Below are 20,068 nucleotides of genomic sequence, written 5' to 3'. Positions count from 1 at the left end.
TCTTGCCTCATATCGGACCGGTAAGCTCTGGGCGTGGACGTGATCCTGAACCTCCTTGACCCGCAGTGGTGGCTGACCATGCTCGGCGCCTTCGCGACGGTCGGCGTCATCGCGATCATCTTTGCCGAGACCGGGTTGCTCGTCGGTTTCTTCTTGCCCGGCGACTCACTGCTGGTCGCAGCCGGGATCTTCAGTTCGGCCGCGGCGGCCCAGGGACTGGGCATCGAACCCCTGTCGCTGCCGACGCTGCTCATCGGAACGCCGCTGGCCGCGATCCTCGGCGCCCAGCTCGGCCATTTTCTTGGCGCGCGAATCGGCCGCAAGCTTTTCGACAAGCCCGACTCCCGGCTGTTCAAAAAGGAGCACGTCGAAAAGGCCGAGTTCTACTTCCAGAAGTTCGGCCCGGCCAAGGCGGTGGTCGCCGCGCGGTTCATGCCGATCGTGCGCACCTTCATGAACCCCGTGGCCGGCGTTCTGGAAATGGACGCGCGCAAGTTCTTCCTGTGGAACGTGTTGGGCGGCGTCGTGTGGGTCGAGGCGCTGCTGCTGCTCGGCCACTTCCTCGGCGCGAAGGTCGAGGGCATCGACAAGTACATCCTGCCGGGCGTCTTCGTGATCGTCGTGCTGTCGCTGGTGCCGATCGTCCGCGAGGTTCTGAAGAACCGGAAGGCCAAGGGCGACGCCACCGCCCCGAGGGGCAAGCACCACGCCCGACGCTGACCCTTTACTTGCTGAAAGTGCGATAAATCCCCATTTGGGTCCTGTTGACCTGTTCGCTGAACCGCTACTCTCCGGTATGTGGGACGCCACAGGTCTGACCCGATGGGGATCGCCCGGCTGGTACTCATCGGCCTGGTGGTCCTTCTCGCGCTGGCCCTCCTCGCCGTCGGAGGGAAAGCGCTGATGACGGCCCTCGGCACGGACGAGGCCGGGGCCGCCGCCACCCCCGCGGCCACCGATGGCTCGCCCTCGCCCGCGGGGACGCGTGCCCCGACCGTGCAGATCGTGTGCAGTGCCGACCGATGCCCGGTGTTCGTCCGTGTCCCCGGCGGAGACGTGCTGATGGACCGGGACATGACCAGAGGCGAGCAGGCCTCCTACTTCGAACCCGAGCTGGACGTGGTCCTCGGCGACGCGAGCACCGTCACGGTGCTGGAGAACGGGGCCCAGCGTCCCCCGGGCGAGGCCGGGGAACGCCAGTCGTTCAAAGTCACGCGAGACCCAGGTCGGTGAGGCCGTAGGCCGACCGGTACGGCAGGCCGGTGGCGGCCAGGTTCTCGTCGCCGCCCCGGTGGACGATCGTCGCGATGCCCACCACCTCGGCGCCCGCCTCGCGCAGCGCCTCCACGGCCGTCAGCACGGAGCCGCCCGTGGTGGTCGTGTCCTCCACCGCGAGCACGCGGCGCCCCTTCACGTCCGGCCCCTCGATGCGGCGCTGCAGGCCGTGCGCCTTGCCCGCCTTCCGTACGACGAAGGCGTCGAGCACCCGGCCGCGGGCGTGGGCGGCGTGCAGCATCGCGGTCGCGACGGGGTCCGCGCCGAGCGTCAGGCCGCCGACCGCGTCGTAGCCGAGGTCCTCCGTCAGGTCGAGCATCACCCGACCCACGAGCGGTGCCGCCACGCCGTCCAGCGTGATGCGGCGGAGATCGACGTACCAGTCGGCCTCCTTGCCCGAGGAGAGCACGACCCTGCCGTGCACGACCCCCTTCTTTTTGATCTCGTCAAGCAGCTTCTCGCGGTCGTTCATGGCGCCCAGCCTACGAGGTCACGAGCACCGCTCCGGAGGTAAGGGCCCGTCATCGGTTTAGCCGGTACATGGTCGGCGGAATCATGTGCGGGACGACGGAGCGTAATCGTGAGGTAACAATGGGTGCGGGAATGCGGCAAACCGATGCAGAACTGCTGGACGCGGTGCGGGGCGGCGACGTGTCGGCCTACGCCGCCCTCTTCGACCGCCACGTCACCGCGGCCCGCTCCCTGGCCGGGCAGATGGTCGAGGGCGACGCCGAGGCCGACGAGATCCTCTCCGAGACGTTCGCGGCCGTGCTCAACGCGATCAGGAGCGGGAGCGGTCCCGAGACGGCCTTCCGCCCCTACCTCCTGACCGCGCTGCGCCGTACCGCCGCCGGGCAGCGCGACGAGGACGAGCTCGGCGCCCCGTACGTGGACCCGGCGTACGCGGGGCTGGAGCGCTCGCCGGTCGCCGCGGCGTACTTCTCGCTGCCGGAGCGGTGGCGCATGGTGTTGTGGCACACCGAGGTGGAGACCTGCGCGGCGATGGAGATCGCCCCGATGCTCGGCCTGTCGGCGAAGGGGGTCGCGGCGCTCGCGTTCCGCGCGCGGGAGGGGCTGCGCCAGGCGTTCCTGCAGATCCACCTCGACGCCGGGCCGCTTCCCGGCTGCCGCACCATGCTGGAGAAGATGGGGGCCTACGTCCGGAGCGGTCTGAGCCGGCGGGAGACCCGCATGGTGGACGGCCACGTCGCCGACTGCGTCGACTGCCGCACGGTCTTCCTCGAACTGTCCGACCTCGTCCAGGGGCTGCGGGTCGTCGTCGGCCCGCTCATCGCCGGGCCCTTCCTCACCGGGTATCTCGCCGCGCTGAACGGGGTGGCGGAGGAGGGAAGCGGGACGCGGGCCGGCGGCGTGTGGGGGCGGCTGCGGGGGGTGCCGCTGGCGTACTGGGCCGCCGCGGGTGCGGCCACGGCCGCCGCCGGCGGCCTGCTCCTCTCCACCACGGTTGTCAGCGGACGGCACCCCGCCGCCCAGGGCGTCCACGACCAGCGGGATGGCACCGGCGCCATGGAGAGCGATGTCGAGGGTCGATCGGGGCCGCAGCCGGTGCCCTCGCCGCCCGCGCGCTCACCCGTGTCCGTCCCGTCGGCGCCCTCCTCTCTCGTGCCGTTCTCGCCTGGGCGGTCGCCCTCTCCGTCGGCCACCGGCTCCGCGCGTCCCCGGACGGCCGGCGGCGGGTCGTCCTCGGGAGCGACGACCCCCGCCCCGGCGGCCGAGCGGCCGGTCATGACCAGGAAGCAGGCACAGGCGCCGGTCCCTCGGACGGCCCGGCTCGCCGCGACCGTCGAGCCGGTCGGCGCGCTCGTACGGGACCGGCGCGGCGTCGTCGCGATACGGCTGCGCAACACCGGGAACGCCGCCTCCGCCGAGGTCGAGGCGGCCGTGGACCTGCCCCGCGGGGTCGCCCCGGCGGCGGCCTCGGCGGGCAAGGGGCGCTCGACCGCCGCTTCGGCGGCGCCCGGCGGGTGGGCGTGCCATACGAGCGGGACGGGGGTGCGGTGCGCGCACGACGGGCTCGCGCCGGGCCAGGCCACCTCGCTCTTCCTGCCGGTGACCGTGGCCGGGAACGCGCCACGCGACCGCGGCCCCGCCGTACGCGTGCGGGCCGGGACGCTGCGGGCGGCGGCGACGTCGGCCAAGGGGGTCAGCGCGTCGGGGGCCACCGCGCGCTTCGCCGCCGACGGGCACCTGACCGGCCAGGCGGTCGGCGGCGACCTGCTGGCCTGCCCATCGAAGACGTCCGGCTGCGCGGCGAAGGTCCTCGTCGACCGCGACCGCGACCCCTCGACGCGGAGCTCCAGCTCGGCCCGCCTCTCGCTGCCGAGCCGCGCCCGGGTGCTCTGGGCCGGGCTGTACTGGTCGGCGGGCAGGGAGGGGAGCTCCCCGGCCGGGGTCGTCCGGGTCCGGGCGCCGCGATCGGCGAGCTATGTGACGGTGCGCGCCACCGAGCTGACCCGACGGTCGCTTTCCTCCGGGACCGGCTATCTCGCGTTCGCCGACGTGACGCGCCTCGTGCGCGCCGCCGGCCCGAACGGCGTGTGGTGGGTTGCGGACCCGTCCATCGCGACCGTCGCACCGGCCTCCGGGAAGGTGCTCCGGCCCTCCGGATCTCCCTCTCGCAAGGCGACCGTTCCTTCCACGGCCGCCGCCTCGCCCACCCCGGCCGTTCCTTCCATGGCCGCTTCCGGGACCGGCGCTGGTTCCTCCGCCACTCCCGCACCGAGCCGGAGCGGAACCGCAGCCCCGGGCCCGGCCCGTGCCGCCGGTTCCGCGGGCCGGGCCGGATGGACGCTGGTCGTGGTCGCCTCCGATCCGCGGCAGCCGTACGGGCAGGCGGCGGTGCTGGAGACCGCGTCGCTGCTGCGGGGCGGGCGTCCGCTCAACGTCACGCTCGGCGGGCTGGGGGCCGGGGGTCGGGAGGCCCGGCTGGAGGTCCTGAGCTGGCCGGGGAAGGCCGGGCCGCGGCGCGACGCGGTGACGCTGCGTGGTCAGAGCCCCGCGCTCAACGTCCTGACCAGAAAGGACGCGCTGCTCTTCGGGGTGGCCGCGATCAGCGTGCCGACCATTCCATAGCGCCTGATCCATAGCGAAATGAGGGGCAGGCAAGACCAGGACAAACTGGTACGGTCTCCGTGAACGCCATGGCATCGGGGCTGAGGCGCACGAGACCCCCATCGTGTCGGCAGGGCCTGAATCGTGTCGATTCACCCTCGCCGCCTCACCGGCTTGATTACCCTGAGATGGCCACGTAGGAAGGGCGGTGTCGCGTGGATCGCTGCGCGTTGTTCGTTGACGCCGGCTACCTGCTGGCGGACGGCGCGCTCGCCGCGCACGGGACCCGCCACCGAGAGTCCGTCTCCTGGGACTACCCCGGCCTCCTGAAGCTGCTGACCGGCCTGTGCAAGGACCGCACCGGCCTCCCGCTCCTCCGCTGCTACTGGTACGAGGCGACAGTGGAGGGCCGCCGTACGACCGATCACGACGTGCTGGCCGACCTCCCCGGGCTCAAGCTCCGCCTGGCCCGGATCCGTCCCGGCCGCCGCGAGGGCGTCGACGCCCAGGTTCACCGCGACCTGATGACGCTCGCGCGCAACAACGCCGTCTGCGACGCCGTGGTGGTCAGCGGCGACGAGGACCTGGCCCAGGTCGTCAGCGACGCGCAGGACCTCGGCATCAGGGTGACCGTGATCCACGTCGCGGTCGAGGGCGGCTGGGCGGTCTCGCGCGCCCTGCGCCAGGAGTGCGACGACCTCATCGAGATCGGCGGCGACGAGCTCCGGCCGTATGCCACTCTGAACGCCGAACCGGCTTCCGTCCAGGGGAACGGGCAGGCGCCGGCCCTGAACGGCCAGTCCCGGCAGAACGGCTCCGGCCGGCTTTCGGGCGCCCACTCCGCTAACGGCGCGCTGGGCGGGAGCTTCGCCAACGGCACGATGGGCGCCTTCGGCGGAGGCACGCCGAACGGCGGATCTTCCGATGGGAACGTCGTCGCGGGGTCCGGCGGCGGTGCCGCGTCCGCTCCTTCCTCGGGCGCCGCGCACGCGCAGCCCGCCCTCCCCGCGTCCGCTCCTTCCTCGGGCGCCGCGCACGCGCAGCCCGCCCTTCCCGTGTACGCCGCGTACACGCCGGATCCGCAGCCCGCGCAGCTGCCCGCGCCGGCTCCGATCCCCGCGCCCGCCACGCCGTCCGTCTCGATGCCAGGGCCGATCCAGACGCCTCCGCCCGCCCACGCCGCGCCGCAGGCGGCGCCACCGGTTTCGTCGCCGCCCCAGAGCTCGCCTCCGGTGCAGATCTCCTCGCTCGCTCCGGCCTCGCCGCCGCTTCCCGCGCCCCTTTCGACACCGCCCGGGCAGCAGGCGTCGTCAGCGCCCGCTCACGCACAGAGCCACCATTCGGCGAGTTCTGGGAGCTATTCCGGTGCGTCCGGGAGCGCCTACCCGTCGCCCGGTCCGGTGCCGCTCGGGCCGTACACGGGGCCGCAGCCCACGCATGTGGCGTCGCACAGCGCGGGCAACGCGACGACGCTCGCCGAGTCGGTGCAGTCGGCGCACAAGGAGGGGTTCGACTTCGGCGAGTCGGTCGCCCGCGACGCCCCCGTCCTGTGGCTGGAGGCGGTGCTGGCCCGCAAGCCCCGGATGCCCTCCGACCTGGAGGCCCGGCTGCTCCAGGGCTCCTCTCTCCCGATCGACTTCCTCCTCCACGAGGAGGTACGCCAAGCCCTCCGCCGCGGCTTCTGGGATGCCCTGGAGCGGGCGCGACACTGAGCCGACCGACGAGCGAGCGGGCGACGGAGGAGTCCCGAGCGAGGACGGAGGCCAGCGGCTTGAGGCGCCTGCTCCCGCCGAACGGAGTGAGGCCGTTGGGCGCTGTGCGGGCGCGACACTGAGCGGGGGGGACAGGTCAGGTGAGGGCGTCGAAGCCGGCTCTGAGACGGCCGATACGCTCGGCGAGGTCGGCCACGGGGCCGATGAGGTGGACGTCGCCCGTCTTCCCGACCAGTTCGCGTACCCGGGTCAGCTCCTCTTCGACGGAGCTGAGCCGACGGGACAACTCGGGCAGCACCTCGCCGTGCCCGGCGCCGTTTCCTTCGGGCAGCTCGGAGGTCACCCGCTCGCGGAGCAGCGAGGCCTGCTCTGTGAGGCGCTGGTTCATGTAGTAGAGCTCGACGAAGACGGCGACCTTGGCGCGCAGCACCCAGGGGTCGAAGGGCTTGGTGAGGTAGTCGACCGCTCCGGCGGCGTAGCCGCGGAAGGCGTAGTCGGGGGCGCTGTCCACGACGGTGAGGAAGATGATCGGGATGTTGCGGGTGCGCTCGCGACGCTTGATGTGGGCGGCGGTCTCGAAGCCATCCATTCCGGGCATCCGGACGTCGAGGAGGATGAGCGCGAACTCGTTGCTCAGTAGGGCCTTCAGCGCCTCCTCGCCCGACCTGGCCCGGACGGGGGTCAGGTCGAGCGAGCTGAGGATCGCTTCCAGGGCGATCAGGTTCTCTTCGCGGTCGTCGACAAGGAGGATCTTGGCGCGGTCCGGCATCGATCAGGTTCCTTCGCGGGTTTCGGAGGTGGCCTCACGGCCGCGCATCAGCCAGCCGCGCAGGCGCTCGAGCAGCCGGTCGACGTCCACCGGCTTGGGCACGTAGTCGGAGGCACCGGAGGCGATGCTCTTCTCCCGGTCGCCGCGCATAACCTTCGCGGTCAGCGCGATGATGGGCAGGTCGGCGAACTGGGGCATCTGCCGGATGGCCGAGGTGGTGGCCCAGCCGTCCATCTCCGGCATCATGATGTCCATCAGGACGAGGGCGACGTCCTCGTTGCGTTCGAGCTGCTCGATGCCCTCGCGGCCGTTCTCGGCGTACACGACGGTCGAGCCGTGCCGTTCCAGCACGCTGGTGAGCGCGAACACGTTGCGGATGTCGTCGTCCACGATGAGGATCTTGGCTCCGTTGAGCGGGTCATCGCCCTGCCAGTCGTGGCCGTTCATCAGCGGCGCGAGCTGGGCCACCGGCAGGTCGGTCGGCAGCGGGATCTCGGGCAGGACCTCGTCCCGCTCCCTCTCGATGAGATCGTCGCCCAGATCGGCGGCGGGCGCGCCGCTGGTCGTGGCACCGCCGTCGCGCGCCGCGAGCGGCCCGGAGTACGCCATGGGCAGGTAGAGGGTGAACGTGCTGCCCTTGCCCGGCTCGCTGTCGACGTGGATCTCGCCGCCGAGGAGGCGGGCGATCTCCCGGCAGATGGACAGGCCGAGCCCGGTGCCGCCGTACTTGCGGCTGGTGGTGCCGTCGGCCTGGCGGAACGCCTCGAAGATCACCTCAAGCTTGTCCGGGGCGATGCCGATGCCGGAGTCGATCACCTGGAAGGCGAGGATGTTGTCCGTCGCATGGAGCGTCTCGTCGACGTACGGCACGCTCACGGGCGCGTGGCTGACCTTGAGCTTGACCTCGCCCTTGGGCGTGAACTTGATCGCGTTGGAGAGCAGGTTGCGCAGGACCTGCTGCATCCGCTGCTCGTCGGTGCGCAGCTCGCCGGGCACGGTCGGATCGACCTCGACCGAGAACGCCAGCCCCTTGTCCTGGGCGAGCGGGGCGAAGGTGGCCTCCATGTAGTCGACCAGCCGGGGCAGCGAGAGCTGCTGCGGGTGGATGTCCATGCGGCCGGCCTCGACCTTGGACAGGTCGAGGATGTCGTTGATCAGCTGCAGTAGGGACGAGCCGGCGCCGTGGATGGTCCGGGCGAACTCGACCTGCTGCGCGGTGAGGTTGCCCTCGGCGTTCTCCGTGAGGAGCTTGGCCAGCACGAGCAGGCTGTTCAGCGGCGTGCGCAGCTCGTGCGACATGTTGGCGAGGAACTCGGACTTGTAGCGCGAGGAGACGGCGAGCTGCTCGGCCCGCTCCTCCAGGGTGCGCCTGGCCTGCTCGATCTGGAAGTTCTGGATCTCGATCGCGCGGTTCTGCTTGGCCAGCAGCGCCGCCTTGTCCTCCAGCTCCGCGTTGGAGCGGCGCAGCTCCTCCTGCTGGCGCTGCAGCTCGTCGGAGCGCTCCTGCAGCTCGATCGCGAGGCGCTGGGACTCCTTGAGCAGGTCCTCGGTACGCGAGTTGGCGATGATCGTGTTGATCGTGACGCCGATGGTCTCGACGAGCTGGGTCAGGAAGGCGAGGTGCACCTCGCTGAACTGGTTGAACGACGCCATTTCCAGGATGCCGAGCACCTGGCTCTCGAACAGGATCGGCAGGACCACGATCTGGGCCGGGGTGGACTTGCTGAGCCCGCTCTCGATCGTGATGTGGTCGCCGGGGACGTTCTCCAGGATGATCTGCTGGGCCTCCAGAGCCGCCTGGCCCACGATGCCCTCGCCGAGCGTGAACCGCTGCCGGGGGCTCGACCCGGGCTGGATGCCGTACCCGGCGATCAGGGTGAGCTCGCCGTCCACCATGAGGTAGCACGCGCCGTGGCTGGCGGACACCAGCGGCGTCAGCTCGCTCATGATCAGCCGGGCGACCTCGATCAGGTCGCGGTGGCCCTGCATCAGGCGGGAGATCCTGGCCAGGTTGGACTTGAGCCAGTCCTGCTCCTGGTTGGCCTTCGTGGTGAGCCGCAGGTTGCCCACCATCGTGTTGATGTTGTCCTTCAGGTCGGCCAGCTCGCCCTCGGCCTCCGCCGTGATCGACTGGGTGAGGTCGCCCCGGGCGACCGCGCTGGTCACGGCGGCGATCGCGCGCACCTGGGTGGTGAGGCGACCGGCCAGCTCGTTCACGTTCTCGGTGAGGCCCTTCCAGATGCCCTCGACGCCCTCGACTCGCGCCTGGCCGCCGAGCCGGCCTTCGGAGCCCACCTCGCGGGCGACGCGGGTGACCTCGGAGGCGAACGAGGAGAGCTGGTCCACCATCGTGTTGATCGTCGTCTTCAGCGCCAGGATCTCGCCCTGGGCGTCCACGTCGATCTTGCGGGTCAGGTCGCCGTTCGCGACGGCGGTGGTCACCTCGGCGATGTCACGCACCTGGTAGGTGAGGTTGTTCGCCATCGAGTTGACGTTGTCGGTGAGGTCCTTCCAGACGCCGGAGACGCCGAGGACGCGGGCCTGGCCGCCGAGTCGGCCTTCGGTGCCGACCTCGCGGGCGACGCGGGTGACCTCGTCGGCGAAGGCGGAGAGCTGGTCCACCATCGTGTTCATGGTGTCCTTCAGCTCCAGGATCTCGCCCTGAGCGTCGACGGTGATCTTCTTGGAGAGGTTGCCCTGGGCGACGGCGGTGGAGACGGCGGCGATCTGGCGGACCTGTGAGGTGAGGTTGTTCGCCATGAAGTTGACGTTGTCGGTGAGGTCCTTCCAGACGCCGGAGACGCCGCGGACCTGGGCCTGGCCGCCGAGGCGGCCTTCGGTGCCGACCTCGCGGGCGACGCGGGTCACCTCGTCCGCGAACGAGGAGAGCTGGTCGACCATCGTGTTCATCGTGCTCTTGAGCTCGAGGATCTCGCCTTGGGCGTCCACGTCGATCTTGCGGGTGAGGTCGCCGTTCGCGACGGCGGTGGTCACCTGGGCGATGTTCCGCACCTGGTACGTCAGGTTCTTGGCCATCGAGTTGACGTTGTCGGTGAGGTCCTTCCAGACGCCCGAGACGCCCTTGACCTCGGCTCGGCCGCCGAGTCGGCCTTCGGTGCCCACTTCACGGGCGACGCGGGTGACCTCGTCGGCGAAGGCGGAGAGCTGGTCCACCATCGTGTTGAGGGTGTCCTTGAGCTCGAGGATCTCGCCCTGGGCGTCGACGGTGATCTTCTTGGAGAGGTTGCCCTGGGCGACGGCGGTGGAGACGGCGGCGATCTGGCGGACCTGTGAGGTGAGGTTGTTCGCCATGAAGTTGACGTTGTCGGTGAGGTCCTTCCAGACGCCGGAGACGCCGCGGACCTGGGCCTGGCCGCCGAGGCGGCCTTCGGTGCCGACCTCGCGGGCGACGCGGGTGACCTCCTCGGCGAAGGCGGAGAGCTGGTCCACCATCGTGTTCACGGTGTTCTTCAGCTCGTCCATCTCGCCGACCGCGTCGACCGTGACCTTGCGGCTGAGGTCGCCGCGGGCCACGGCGGTGGTGACGACGGCGATGTCGCGGACCTGCGCCGAGACGCGGCCGGACATCGTGTTCACCGCCTCGGTCAGGTCGCGCCAGCTTCCCGACATGCCCCGCAGGTTGGCCCGGCCGCCGAGCTTGCCCTCGGTGCCGATGTCCCTGGTGACCCGCGTCACCTCGGACGTGAAGAGCGCGAGCTGATCCACCATGCCGTTGACGGCCTTGCCGAGCCGCCGCACCTCGCCCCGGGCGGCCCGTGAGATGTCGATGCGCCGGGAGAGGTCGCCCTTGGCGACGGCGTCGATCACGTCGGCCGCGGCGCTGACCGGCGTGACCAGCGCGTCGAGCAGGTCGTTGACGGCCTCCACGCTCTCGGCCCACTGCCCGGTGCCCAGCCCGGGCATGAGCCGTTCGGAGAACTGGCCCTCGCGCACGACCTCGCGGCGGACCCGGGACAGCTCGTTCGCGAGATGCTCGCGCCGGTCGGCGACCTCGTTGAGGAGGAGAGTGATCTCACTCAAGATGCCGGGGGCCGCGTGCGGGACGCGACGGCGGAAGTCGCCGTCTCGCCATGAGGCGAGCGTGTCGAGCAGCGGCCTCAGGTCGGATTCGGCGTAACGCAGCTCCGATTCTGCGACCTCACCGTTGGCGCGCGACATCGAGACTCCTTCCCCTGCGGGATTTCCCGGCCGGCGGGCACGGCGAAACAACGCCGTGTCTGGCACGAACCTCATGCCAGTCTGTCACGTTCCGTGGCATGTAGTCGTCTGCTTGTTTTACGAGGGTCAGGAAGAAGTGTGATAACACGGAAGCGGTGACGACTACCCCACGAGCCGTGCTCGCCGCGTCTTTCGCGCCGGGCGACGAAGCCGTACCAGCCGCGAGGCGGTTCACCCGCGAGGTGATGACCGCGTGGGCCGCCATGTCCGTGAGCGATGACGCCGAGCGACTCGCCGGCGACCTGGTGCGGGAGGCGGGCGACGGGCCGTTCGAGGTCATGTGGGTGCACCACGGCGACTCCGTGCAGGTCGAGGTGCGCGAGAAGGGCGACGCCGAGGTGCCCGAGCCGCCCACGAACGCCATCTCCTGGGGGGTCACGTTCAGCGGCTCGACCCGCACCCGGTGGGCGAGGATCGACCTCCCCGGCATCGTCGGCCGTACGAGTGACGACTGGGTGGGCGAGCCGATGCACGGGCCGGGCTGGCTCGGCTTCCTCGCCGACGCCAGCGATCTGCTCGCCGGCACGCTCGACCCGGACATGGTCCCGGCGATCATCGCCCAGATCGTGGTCCCGAGGCTGGCGACCTGGTGCGCCGTCTACACGATGGAGGACAGGTCGGGCGAGGTGCTCCCGGCTTACCTGTGGCACGCCGACGAGGCCCAGATGGACGCGCTGCGCGAGGAGCTGGACGAGCTCGCCATGCCGCCGGGGGAGGGGCCGGCCGTGCTGCACGTGGGCGAGTGGCAGGCGCTGGCCTTCCCGCTGACCGCGCGCGGGCGGCGGCTCGGCGTCATGTGCCTGGGCCGCAGCGACCGCTTCCCGGACGAGGTGATGCAGCTCGCCGAGGACCTCTGCCGGCGGGCCGCCCTCGCGATGGACAACGCCCGGCTGTACGCGCAGCAGGCGGCGGCGAACCTGGCGCTCCAGCGCAGCCTCCTGCCGCCGGAGGAGCCGCACACGCCCGGCCTGGATGCGCACGTCATCTACGAGCCGGCGGGGGAGACCAACGAGGTCGGCGGCGACTTCTACGACCTGTTCCCGGTGGGCGACGGCGTGTGGCGCTTCGCCATCGGCGACGTCTGCGGCACCGGACCGGTGGCGGCGGCGGTCACCGGCCTGGCCCGGCACGCGCTCCGCCTGCTCGCCCGGGAGGGGTACGGCGTCGCCGCCGTGGTGGCCCGGCTCAACCAGGCGATCCTGGAGGAGGGCGACCGGGCCCGGTTCCTGACGCTGCTGCACGGCGAGATCACCCGCACTGAGGGCGGTCTGGACATCAGCCTGGTGTCGGCCGGGCACCCCGAGGCGCTGCGGCTGCGGCCGAGCGGCGTGGTGGAGGCCGTGGCGTCGCCGCAGTCCCTGCTCGGCGTCTTCCCCGAGGCCGAGTTCCACGAGGAGAGCGTCCGGCTGGAGTCCGGCGACGTCCTGCTCGGGGTCACCGACGGGGTGACCGAGCGGCGGTGCGGCGCGCGGCTGCTCGACGACGACGGCGGACTGGCCAAGCTGCTGGCCGAGTGCGTGGACCTGTCCGCGCGTGCCGTGGCCGAGCGGATCCGTCGCGCCTGTCAGGACTTCGCGCCCGAGCCGAGCGCCGACGACCTGGCTATTCTCGTTCTGCGAGCGCCCTGATCGCGAAGTCGATCTGGAGCGACATCTGGCGGACGCGCTCGGCCACCACCAGGGTGCCGTGTCCCGCGTCGTACCGGTGGATGTGGGCCTGGTGGCCGCGCCTGGCGAGCGCGTCGAGATAGCCCTCGATCTGCCGCATCGGGCACCGCGGGTCGTTCTCCCCGGCGAGGACCAGCAGCGGCGCCTGCACCAGGTCGGCATAGGTGATGGGGGAGCACCCGGCATACCGCTCGGGCAGCTCCTCGGGTGAGCCGCCGAGCAGCGCCCGGTGGTGGGCGCGCAGCCGTTCCGTCTCGTCCTCGTACATGGCGACGTGGTCCGCGATGGGCGACGCGGCGATGCCCGCGGCCCAGACCTTCGGCTGGGTCCCCAGGCCGAGCAGGGTGAGATAGCCGCCCCACGATGATCCGGCGAGGACGAGCCGCTCGGGGTGGGCCACGCCCCGGCGGACCGCCCATTCGCGCACGGCCGTCACGTCGGCCAGCTCGATGTGCCCGACGTCCCCGTGCAGGGCGTCGCGCCAGACGGAGCCATACCCGGTGGAGCCGCGGTAGTTGACCCGGATCACCGCGAACCCGCTGTCCACCCAGGCGGCGACGGCGGGCAGGAAGGCGTCGCCGTCCCGCGCGGCCGGGCCGCCGTGCAGCAGGAAGACCGTGGGGTACGGCGGGGCGCCGGTCTCGGGCCGGGAGACGAGCGCGTGGATCCGCCCGCCGGGACCCTCGACGTCGGCGTCCTCGACGGGCACCGAGGCCGGGGCGGCCCGGCCGGGGTTCATCACCACGTGACCGTTGCTCGACCGGATCACCGGAGGCTGGGACGCGCTCGACCACGCGTACTCGACGCTGCCGTCGGGGCGCGGGGCCGCCGCCTCGATGACGCCGCGCGGGGTGTCGATGGGGGTGAGCCCGCCCCCGGTGAGGTCGTATTTCAGCAGTTCGGTGCGGCCGCGGTGGCTGTGCACGATGAGCAGGGCCCGGCCGTCGCCGTACCAGGTCGCGTCGATGTCTCCGGGCACGCGGAGCCAGATCTCGCGCAGCTCCCCGGTCTGCGGGTCCCAGACCAGCGGCTCGCGCCGGCCGCGCCGTTCGTGCAGGACGAGCAGCCTCCGGTCGCCGAGCGCGGGGGCGAAACCGACGCCGGTCAGGCCCTTGCCCACGCCGTCGTCCAGCTCACCGACCGTGCGGCCGTTCGCCCTGACCACGCGCAGGGCCGGGTGGCGCGAGTCGCCCTGCTCGCTGTGCTCGACGGCGATGAGCGACCCGTCGAGCGACATCGCGGCGACCGAGGCGTGCTCGGCATGCTCGTAGATCGTGACCGGCTCCTCCTCGTCGCGGACGAGCAGGACCTGGAAGCCGTCCCGGCCGGAGCGTCCCACCGCGGCGACGCCCGCGACGGACAGCCCGAGCCCGCCGGGGTGGCCGGGCGGCACGTTCACTGGCACGTCGGGTCCGCCTGAGAACCGCTGGCGCATCCACCCGCCGTACTCGTCGCCGCGGGTGTCGGCGAACCACCAGATCCACTGGCCGGTGGGGTCGATGGCGCCGTGGACGGTGCCGCCGGGGCGGTCGGTCACCTGGCGGGTGCGCCCGGTCGAGCGGTCCCAGGCGTGGATCTCCCAGGCCCCCGAGGCGTCGCTGCGGTAGACGGCCCGGTGCGGCGCCTGCCTGGCCCAGATCGGCAGGGTCATGCGCGGGGCCCGGAACCTGGCCTGCCAGCGCTCCTCGACTTTCACGCGGCCTCCTGCATTCGGTGCCGGCGGGGTCGCGTCAAGTATGTCCCGCGAATCTGCGGAATCGCCGGAGAACGACGGGAAGTCAAACCCGAAATTCTGGGGAAATGCCCCTTTGGTACCAGCAGTATCAGGAGTGCCGTCGCGCCCAGGTGGTGATCTGGAAGGACGCGGTCACCCGTACCGGATCGGGCAGATCGCGGACGCGGCCGGCCAGGGTGGCGGGGTCGGTGTGCCAGGCGCTCGGCCCCATCCCCACCACGGCCTCGACCTCCGGATGGGAGAGGTCGAGCGTGACCTCGACCGCCTCGCGTCCGGACCGCGTGAAGCGGTCGCCGAGCGCCGCCTCCAGTCGCCGCTCCTTGTCCTCGTCCACCGACAGCAGGCCCAGGCGCTCCACCAATGGGCGCAGGTGCCCGGCGTCAGGGGTCACCACCGCGAGCGTGCCCTCCGGCCGCAGCACGCGGGCGAACTCGTCGGGGTTGCGCGGCGCGAACACGTTGAGCAGCACGTCCACGCTCGCGTCGCGTACGGGGAGGGGGCGCCAGACGTCCGCGACGACGGCGCCGACGCGGGGGTGCGCCCGCGCGGCCCGCTTGATCGCGTGCCGGGAGATGTCGAGGGCGATGCCGACGGCCCCCTCGGGCAGGGCGCGGGCCAGGTAGTGGCCGGTCCCGGCTCCCGCGTCCGCGACCACGGCGGCGTCGGCGCAGAGCCGGGCCAGCCGGTCGGCGAGTGGGGCATAGTGCCCGGCGGCGAGGAAATCGGCGCGGGCGGCGACCATCGCGGGAGTGTCGGCCGTGCCGGGCGCCGCGGACCCGGTCAAGAGACTGACGTATCCCTGCCGCGCGACGTCGAAGCTGTGCCCGCGCCCGCACCGGACCGTGCTCCCGGTCAGCGCCAGCCCTTCCCGGCAGACCGGGCAGATCAGGTGGTCGATCACGTCGGCGAGCATGGGTCCCTTGACTTCCTCCCCACGGCTGACGGCGGGGGATTCCAACCCGGAGGTCGGTGGTCGGCGCTGCACAGACCGCCCGACGGCGAGGTGTCCACGTACTGTCAGCGCAGCCCGCTTGGTCATCGCGAGCACCAAAACCCTACCAAGGGATGGGCCGACCCCCACGGCTGAAGCCGGGGCGGTGGTAGCGGGACGGTTGGCGCTTTTTCCTCCCTATTGTGGGCGCCATGCCGCATGAGACGAAGATCGTGTCCGGTGTCGAGGTCGTCCCGTTGTGCGACGCCGTCGGGCCGATGGGGTCGCATATCCGCAAGCCGCTGCCCGAGATGTTCCCCGGCGGGGTGTTCGAGGAGGGCGAGGAGTGGATCCTCCACTTCCACTGCTACCTGCTGCGGGCGGCGGGGCGCACCGTCCTGGTGGACACCGGGATCGGCGGGACCGGGTCGCCCGCGGCGGGCTGGGCCCCCGTGCCGGGGCGGCTCCCCGAGGAGCTGTCCGCCGTCGGCGTCGCCCCCGAGGACGTGGACCTGGTCGTCCTCACCCATCTGCACAGCGACCACGCGAGCGGCTGCGTCGGCGGCGACGGCCCGGCCTTCCCCAACGCGCGCTATGCCGTACAGCGGGCCGATCTGGACTGGGTGCGCGGGCCCATGCTCGACCAGGTCGTCGCTCCGCTCCGCGACTCGCTGCAGATCCTCGACGGGACGACGCAGCTGCTCCCCGGGATCACCGCCGTCCACACGCCCGGCCACACCCCGGGGCACCAGACGGTCGAGGTGGGCGATCTCGCGCTGAGCGGCGACGTGGTGCTCCACCCGGTGCAACTCCGCGACCCCGCGATCACCTACGTCTACGATGAGGACCCGGAGCTGGCGGCGCGGAGCCGCACGGCCCTCCTTGAACGGGTCGCCGTCCTCGCCACCGGTCACTTCCCCGAGCCCTTCACACCGACGTCCGCGCGCTGACCCCGGCGCGCGGGGAAATCCCCACAAATCGTGATTTTTGTGGACAAGAGGTGATGTGGATTGCCGGTGGCGGCGATGATCCGATAGTCGTTACGCCTATGCGAATCATGACGGCTCTGTCCGCGTTGGCCCTCCCCCTCCTTGCGATCCCGGCGCCGGCCCAGGCGGCGGCCAAGCAGGTCGGCGGGGCGACCTTCGTGGGGTACGGGGGATCCGGCGCCACGGTCTACACGTACCTGCCGGGCCGGGGATTCACCACGGCCAAGGTCGGCGGCAGCGCGTTCCAGTTCTCCGCCGCGCCCGACGGCAAGAAGGTCGCCTGGATCGACGACAACGGCGGCCTGCACGTGACCCAGGGGACGAAGGACACCGTCGTGGCCAAGGGCGCCGTGGCGGGCGTGCCGTGCGCCACCCCCGTCTGGTCGGCCGACTCCACCCGCATCGCGTACGCGATGACCGCGGCGGAGTCGATGGCCCCCATCGCGATCGTCGGCGCCGACGGCAAGAACCGCCGCACGATCGGCAAGACGTACGGCGTGTGCCACCTCGCCTGGTCGGCCGGCGGCCGCTATCTCGCGGGTTACGCCGGGACCACCGACGGTGTCTTCCTGCTCGACACGACCACCGGCAAGTCCCGGCGGGCCGCGGGGATCAAGCTCGCGAACCATGTCCAGAGCCTGTCGCCCGACGGCCGCCGGGTGATCGTGAACAAGATCGGCGCGAACGCTCCCGGCGGCGACGGGACGTGGCCGCTCGCCTTCCGCCCCACGCTGGTGGACACCATGACCGGCGCGACCATCAAGCTGCCGGTCAAGGGCAGCCTCATCGGCGCGCTCTACATGAAGGACGGCCGGCTCGCGGTGCGGGTCAAGGGCGCCAAGAACAACACCGTCGCGGTGCTCGACGGCAACCTGAAGGAGATCCAGCGGGTCATCGAGCCCGCCGAGGCCCGCAAGTTCGGCCTGCTCGGCCTGACCCCGTAGCTTTCGGGCTTCTGGGCGCTGAGTGACGGCTCAAAGCGCGGCGGCCTGCCGGCCTCCGCGCTTTGAGCCGCCGCACCTCGGCCTCAGCCGACCGGGACTGCGAGCGCCGCGCTGGTCACCACGGCGGCCGTGCTCCTGATGCCGTGTGCGACCGCGTCCTCCGTGCGCATGCCCTTGTCGTACGCCTCACGGACCCGGCTCAGGATGAAGACGTGGTAGTCCATCGAGAGCCCGAAGAGGATCACGAACAGGAACAGCGGCAGCCAGTTGGTGATCGTGCCGGTCGAGTGGAAGCCCAGCAGGCTCTCGCCGTACCCCTTCTGGAAGACCAGCACGAGCACGCCGTACGCCGCCGCGACGGACAGCAGGTTGAGCACGATGGCCTTGATCGCGACCACCAGGGAGCGGAACGAGGCCAGCAGCAGGACGAACGCGAACAGCAGCACGAACCCGAACACGAGAGGCAGGCTCCGGCCGAGCCGCTCGTTGAAGTCCATCGACCCGGCGCGGCAGTCCGGGAGGGCACGGCAGTCCGGGAGGGCGCGCATAAGCTCGTCCCATGTGCGTCTCCTGCCGCCCGGCCCGCCCATGATCCCGCCCGACGTGTTCTACGCCGGGCTGCACAAGGTGATCGCTGCAGCCGCCGGCTTCATCACCGATTCCGAGGGCCGGGTGCTGCTGGTCAAGCCCAACTATCGGGACCACTGGGGCTGGCCCGGCGGCCACGTCGACGAGGGCGAGTCGCCGGAGGCGGCCTGCGGGCGCGAGTTGCGCGAGGAACTGGGCCTGAGCCTGCCGGTCGGCCCGCTGCTCGTCGTCAACTGGGTCGATCCGCTGGACGACCGGCCGATGCCTCTGGTCCACTTCCTGTTCGACTGCGGCACGCTGGCCGACGGCGACGGCATCGTCCTCCAGGAGGAGGAACTCGACGGCTTCGGCTTCTTCACGGCCCGCGAGGCCGACGCGCTGATGCCGTCCTATCTGGCCGCCCGACTGCGGGCAGCCCAGGCCGCGCGTACGGCGGGGACCGTCGTTTACCTGTCTCCCTGACCACGCGCTGCCGAAAGTCCGATTAGTCCGGTCTGTCGGTGGAATGTCGTTGAAGAACGGTTGACGACGACGGGCGGGAAGCCATGAGCGAGCCGGACTACCGGAGCCAGTTGGAGCGGGTGGACGCGGACCTGGCGCGGTTGCGCCAGGAGGTGAAGGAGATGCGCCGCGAGATCGGCGAGCGCCGCGACGGCACCACCGATGCCGCTGAGATGTCCGCCCTGATCACCAATGTGGAGCAGCAGGAGGCGCTGATCGAGGACCTCGAACTGAGGCGCCGGCACTTGCTGCGCCGCCTCGGAGAGGCGTGAACACGTCGATCGCCGACGGTATCGCCTCGACGCACGCTCCCGGCTGCGAATTCATCGGGTCGGGTGCGCGGCGTGCCGGGTCAGGAACGCCTCGATGGCGGTCGTGAACCACTCGGCGTCGTCGAGCCACGGGAAGTGTCCGCCGCCCGGCTGTACGACGTGTTCGGCGTTCGGGAACAACGTGGCGTACTCGGCGATCACCCGCGGGGCGGCGCCCACGTCCACCTCGCCGGTGAGCAGCAGCACCGGCGCCGGGAACCCGGCCAGCGTCGAGCGGATGGCGTCCGGGTCGAACGCGCCCTCGGCGGCGAAGGCCGCCGCGGCCTCCACGTTACGCCACTCGTCCTCGGCCGCGTGATGGGCCTGCGCCACCGCGTCCCACCGGCCATAGAAGAAGGGGGTGATGGCCTCCCAGTCCTCGTCCGTGGCGTCGCCCGCCATGACCGCTTCGAGTGCGGCGGACGCGGCCGGATACCACGGTTCGGCCGCGCGGGGCCGGGTCACCTCACGCCGGATCTCCGGGGTCGCTGTGATGTCGACCGCCTTGGTGCTCGGGGTGACGAGCACGAGCCTGCCGACGCGCTCCGGATGCCGGGTGGCGTACAGCACCGCGAGGTTCGCGCCCGCGGAGTGTGCGATCAGGTCCATCCGTTCCAGACCCAGGTGCTCGCGCAGCGCCTCGACGTCGTCCACCTGGCGGTCACAGCGATAGGAGCCGGTGTCCTCCGGTGTCGCGGACCCGCCGGTGCCCCGGAGATCCACCATCGTCGCGGGCTGGAGCAGTTGGCGAGGGCAGGCGATCGAGCCCCTCGTACGCGAGGCGCTGGCCCGGCTGCTGCCTGACGACCGTCTTCCGGCGGCCGAGGCGATCGGCGCCTACTGGACGCGCAGCAATGACGTGGAGATCGACATCGTAGGAGCGGATCGCGCGCCCATCGCGAGAGAGCTGCGCTTCGTCGGCTCCATCAAGTGGTTGGAAAGCCCGTTCGACGACCACGACCTCCAGCGGCTGATCCGGCACCGCGCCGCGCTGACTGACCGCACGCTCCCGCTGGTCGCGGTGTCCAGGAGCGGGGTCGCCTGTTCTGGAGTGGCGGCGTACGGGCCGGATGAGCTGGTCAGGTCGTGGCGGTGAGCTGGACCAGGCGGGATTCGGCGTCGTCCCAGGACGCCTCGTCCCCCGGCAGCTCGTAGGTGACGAGCCGCTCGCTGTACGAGCAGATGTCGGAGATCACGCCCTGGCCTGCACCGGCGCGTCGCCGAGCGCGGCGGCCTCCACCGGCTCGGCGGCCACGGGAAGACCGGTGGCGTCGGTGGTCATCCGGCACAGGAGCGGGTGGGCGGTCGCCAGGCCGGTTGGGGCGCCTGGCACCA

At 71.6% G+C, this 20,068-nt stretch carries 18 protein-coding genes; 10 read left to right on the top strand and 8 right to left on the bottom strand.

Annotation, left to right across the window (positions count from 1 at the left end; translation table 11 throughout):
* Positions 1–33 precede the first annotated feature (33 nt).
* Together AWQ68_RS03470 and AWQ68_RS03465 are read left to right on the top strand one after the other, a co-directional pair.
* Positions 34–720, top strand: a complete 687-nt coding sequence (locus AWQ68_RS03470; RefSeq protein WP_066934540.1) for a DedA family protein — start codon at positions 34–36, stop codon at positions 718–720.
* 78 nt (positions 721–798) lie between these two features.
* Positions 799–1,233 carry a hypothetical protein gene (locus tag AWQ68_RS03465; RefSeq protein ID WP_157544840.1) on the top strand — a complete coding sequence of 145 codons (435 nt, stop codon included), beginning with the start codon at positions 799–801 and terminating at the stop codon, positions 1,231–1,233.
* On the opposite strand, the gene AWQ68_RS03460 is transcribed toward AWQ68_RS03465, so the two are convergent.
* A complete protein-coding gene (locus AWQ68_RS03460; RefSeq protein ID WP_066934537.1) occupies positions 1,211–1,747 on the bottom strand; it encodes an orotate phosphoribosyltransferase in 537 nt (178 codons plus the stop codon). The two genes, AWQ68_RS03465 and AWQ68_RS03460, sit on opposite strands and share 23 nt — an antisense overlap.
* 131 nt (positions 1,748–1,878) lie before the next feature.
* Between AWQ68_RS03460 and AWQ68_RS03455 the strand changes: the two genes are divergently transcribed.
* Together AWQ68_RS03455 and AWQ68_RS03450 are read left to right on the top strand one after the other, a co-directional pair.
* A complete protein-coding gene (locus tag AWQ68_RS03455; protein WP_066934534.1) occupies positions 1,879–4,368 on the top strand; it encodes a sigma factor in 2,490 nt (829 codons plus the stop codon).
* 194 nt (positions 4,369–4,562) lie between these two features.
* Complete coding sequence (locus AWQ68_RS03450) at positions 4,563–6,059, top strand: NYN domain-containing protein (RefSeq protein ID WP_066934521.1); 1,497 nt, start codon at positions 4,563–4,565, stop codon at positions 6,057–6,059.
* A gap of 136 nt (positions 6,060–6,195) precedes the next feature.
* On the opposite strand, the gene AWQ68_RS03445 is transcribed toward AWQ68_RS03450, so the two are convergent.
* Together AWQ68_RS03445 and AWQ68_RS03440 are read right to left on the bottom strand one after the other, a co-directional pair.
* Entirely contained in the window at positions 6,196–6,828 is a 633-nt protein-coding gene (locus AWQ68_RS03445) for a response regulator (RefSeq protein WP_066934518.1), read from the bottom strand.
* A gap of 3 nt (positions 6,829–6,831) precedes the next feature.
* Entirely contained in the window at positions 6,832–11,007 is a 4,176-nt protein-coding gene (locus tag AWQ68_RS03440; protein ID WP_066934514.1) for a HAMP domain-containing protein, read from the bottom strand.
* A gap of 155 nt (positions 11,008–11,162) precedes the next feature.
* Here AWQ68_RS03440 and AWQ68_RS03435 point away from each other — a divergent pair, with 155 nt between their 5' ends.
* The gene (locus AWQ68_RS03435; RefSeq protein ID WP_066934511.1) at positions 11,163–12,695 is read left to right on the top strand and encodes a SpoIIE family protein phosphatase; all 1,533 of its coding nucleotides are present in this window, start codon (positions 11,163–11,165) and stop codon (positions 12,693–12,695) included.
* Here AWQ68_RS03435 and AWQ68_RS03430 read toward each other — a convergent pair.
* Both AWQ68_RS03430 and AWQ68_RS03425 read right to left on the bottom strand, forming a co-directional pair.
* Entirely contained in the window at positions 12,670–14,385 is a 1,716-nt protein-coding gene (locus AWQ68_RS03430; RefSeq protein ID WP_066935517.1) for a S9 family peptidase, read from the bottom strand. The genes AWQ68_RS03435 and AWQ68_RS03430 overlap by 26 nt on opposite strands.
* A gap of 172 nt (positions 14,386–14,557) precedes the next feature.
* Complete coding sequence (locus AWQ68_RS03425) at positions 14,558–15,382, bottom strand: putative RNA methyltransferase (protein ID WP_066934508.1); 825 nt, start codon at positions 15,380–15,382, stop codon at positions 14,558–14,560.
* Between the two features lie 230 nt (positions 15,383–15,612).
* Here AWQ68_RS03425 and AWQ68_RS03420 point away from each other — a divergent pair, with 230 nt between their 5' ends.
* A complete protein-coding gene (locus AWQ68_RS03420) occupies positions 15,613–16,350 on the top strand; it encodes an MBL fold metallo-hydrolase (RefSeq protein ID WP_066934505.1) in 738 nt (245 codons plus the stop codon).
* A gap of 107 nt (positions 16,351–16,457) precedes the next feature.
* Complete coding sequence (locus AWQ68_RS03415) at positions 16,458–17,333, top strand: TolB family protein (protein WP_066934504.1); 876 nt, start codon at positions 16,458–16,460, stop codon at positions 17,331–17,333.
* An 83-nt stretch (positions 17,334–17,416) separates the two neighbouring features.
* On the opposite strand, the gene AWQ68_RS03410 is transcribed toward AWQ68_RS03415, so the two are convergent.
* Positions 17,417–17,881 (bottom strand): MMPL family transporter, encoded by a 465-nt coding sequence (locus AWQ68_RS03410; protein ID WP_066934501.1) that lies wholly within the window; start codon positions 17,879–17,881, stop codon positions 17,417–17,419.
* 13 nt (positions 17,882–17,894) lie between these two features.
* Between AWQ68_RS03410 and AWQ68_RS03405 the strand changes: the two genes are divergently transcribed.
* Together AWQ68_RS03405 and AWQ68_RS03400 are read left to right on the top strand one after the other, a co-directional pair.
* Entirely contained in the window at positions 17,895–18,383 is a 489-nt protein-coding gene (locus AWQ68_RS03405) for an NUDIX domain-containing protein (protein ID WP_218006756.1), read from the top strand.
* Between the two features lie 83 nt (positions 18,384–18,466).
* On the top strand, positions 18,467–18,694 hold the full coding sequence (locus tag AWQ68_RS03400) for a hypothetical protein (RefSeq protein WP_066934494.1): 228 nt from the start codon (positions 18,467–18,469) through the stop codon (positions 18,692–18,694).
* A gap of 51 nt (positions 18,695–18,745) precedes the next feature.
* On the opposite strand, the gene AWQ68_RS03395 is transcribed toward AWQ68_RS03400, so the two are convergent.
* Complete coding sequence (locus AWQ68_RS03395) at positions 18,746–19,459, bottom strand: alpha/beta fold hydrolase (RefSeq protein WP_084463606.1); 714 nt, start codon at positions 19,457–19,459, stop codon at positions 18,746–18,748.
* Here AWQ68_RS03395 and AWQ68_RS03390 point away from each other — a divergent pair.
* Positions 19,440–19,829 carry a DUF234 domain-containing protein gene (locus AWQ68_RS03390; RefSeq protein WP_245655727.1) on the top strand — a complete coding sequence of 130 codons (390 nt, stop codon included), beginning with the start codon at positions 19,440–19,442 and terminating at the stop codon, positions 19,827–19,829. The genes AWQ68_RS03395 and AWQ68_RS03390 overlap by 20 nt on opposite strands.
* Before the next feature lie 96 nt (positions 19,830–19,925).
* On the opposite strand, the gene AWQ68_RS41985 is transcribed toward AWQ68_RS03390, so the two are convergent.
* Positions 19,926–20,066, bottom strand: a complete 141-nt coding sequence (locus AWQ68_RS41985; RefSeq protein ID WP_157544838.1) for a hypothetical protein — start codon at positions 20,064–20,066, stop codon at positions 19,926–19,928.
* Between the last annotated feature and the right edge of the window lie 2 nt (positions 20,067–20,068).

Origin of the sequence: Microtetraspora fusca, from assembly GCF_001570365.1 — a bacterium.
GTDB classification, from domain to species: Bacteria; Actinomycetota; Actinomycetes; order Streptosporangiales; family Streptosporangiaceae; genus Microtetraspora; species Microtetraspora fusca.
The sequence above is the reverse complement of the archived record's forward strand: the minus strand, read 5'-3'. Positions and strand labels throughout refer to the sequence as shown.

What these genes read in the sequence shown, in the direction of transcription:
- AWQ68_RS03460 (WP_066934537.1), bottom strand. Translation starts at nt 1,747, where the DNA reads ATGAACGACCGCGAGAAGCTGCTTGACGAGATCAAAAAGAAGGGGGTC.
- AWQ68_RS03455 (WP_066934534.1), top strand. Translation starts at nt 1,879, where the DNA reads ATGCGGCAAACCGATGCAGAACTGCTGGACGCGGTGCGGGGCGGCGAC.
- AWQ68_RS03445 (WP_066934518.1), bottom strand. Translation starts at nt 6,828, where the DNA reads ATGCCGGACCGCGCCAAGATCCTCCTTGTCGACGACCGCGAAGAGAAC.
- AWQ68_RS03440 (WP_066934514.1), bottom strand. Translation starts at nt 11,007, where the DNA reads ATGTCGCGCGCCAACGGTGAGGTCGCAGAATCGGAGCTGCGTTACGCC.
- AWQ68_RS03430 (WP_066935517.1), bottom strand. Translation starts at nt 14,385, where the DNA reads ATGACCCTGCCGATCTGGGCCAGGCAGGCGCCGCACCGGGCCGTCTAC.
- AWQ68_RS03425 (WP_066934508.1), bottom strand. Translation starts at nt 15,382, where the DNA reads ATGCTCGCCGACGTGATCGACCACCTGATCTGCCCGGTCTGCCGGGAA.
- AWQ68_RS03420 (WP_066934505.1), top strand. Translation starts at nt 15,613, where the DNA reads ATGCCGCATGAGACGAAGATCGTGTCCGGTGTCGAGGTCGTCCCGTTG.
- AWQ68_RS03415 (WP_066934504.1), top strand. Translation starts at nt 16,458, where the DNA reads ATGACGGCTCTGTCCGCGTTGGCCCTCCCCCTCCTTGCGATCCCGGCG.
- AWQ68_RS03410 (WP_066934501.1), bottom strand. Translation starts at nt 17,881, where the DNA reads ATGCGCGCCCTCCCGGACTGCCGTGCCCTCCCGGACTGCCGCGCCGGG.
- AWQ68_RS03400 (WP_066934494.1), top strand. Translation starts at nt 18,467, where the DNA reads ATGAGCGAGCCGGACTACCGGAGCCAGTTGGAGCGGGTGGACGCGGAC.
- AWQ68_RS03395 (WP_084463606.1), bottom strand. Translation starts at nt 19,459, where the DNA reads ATGGTGGATCTCCGGGGCACCGGCGGGTCCGCGACACCGGAGGACACC.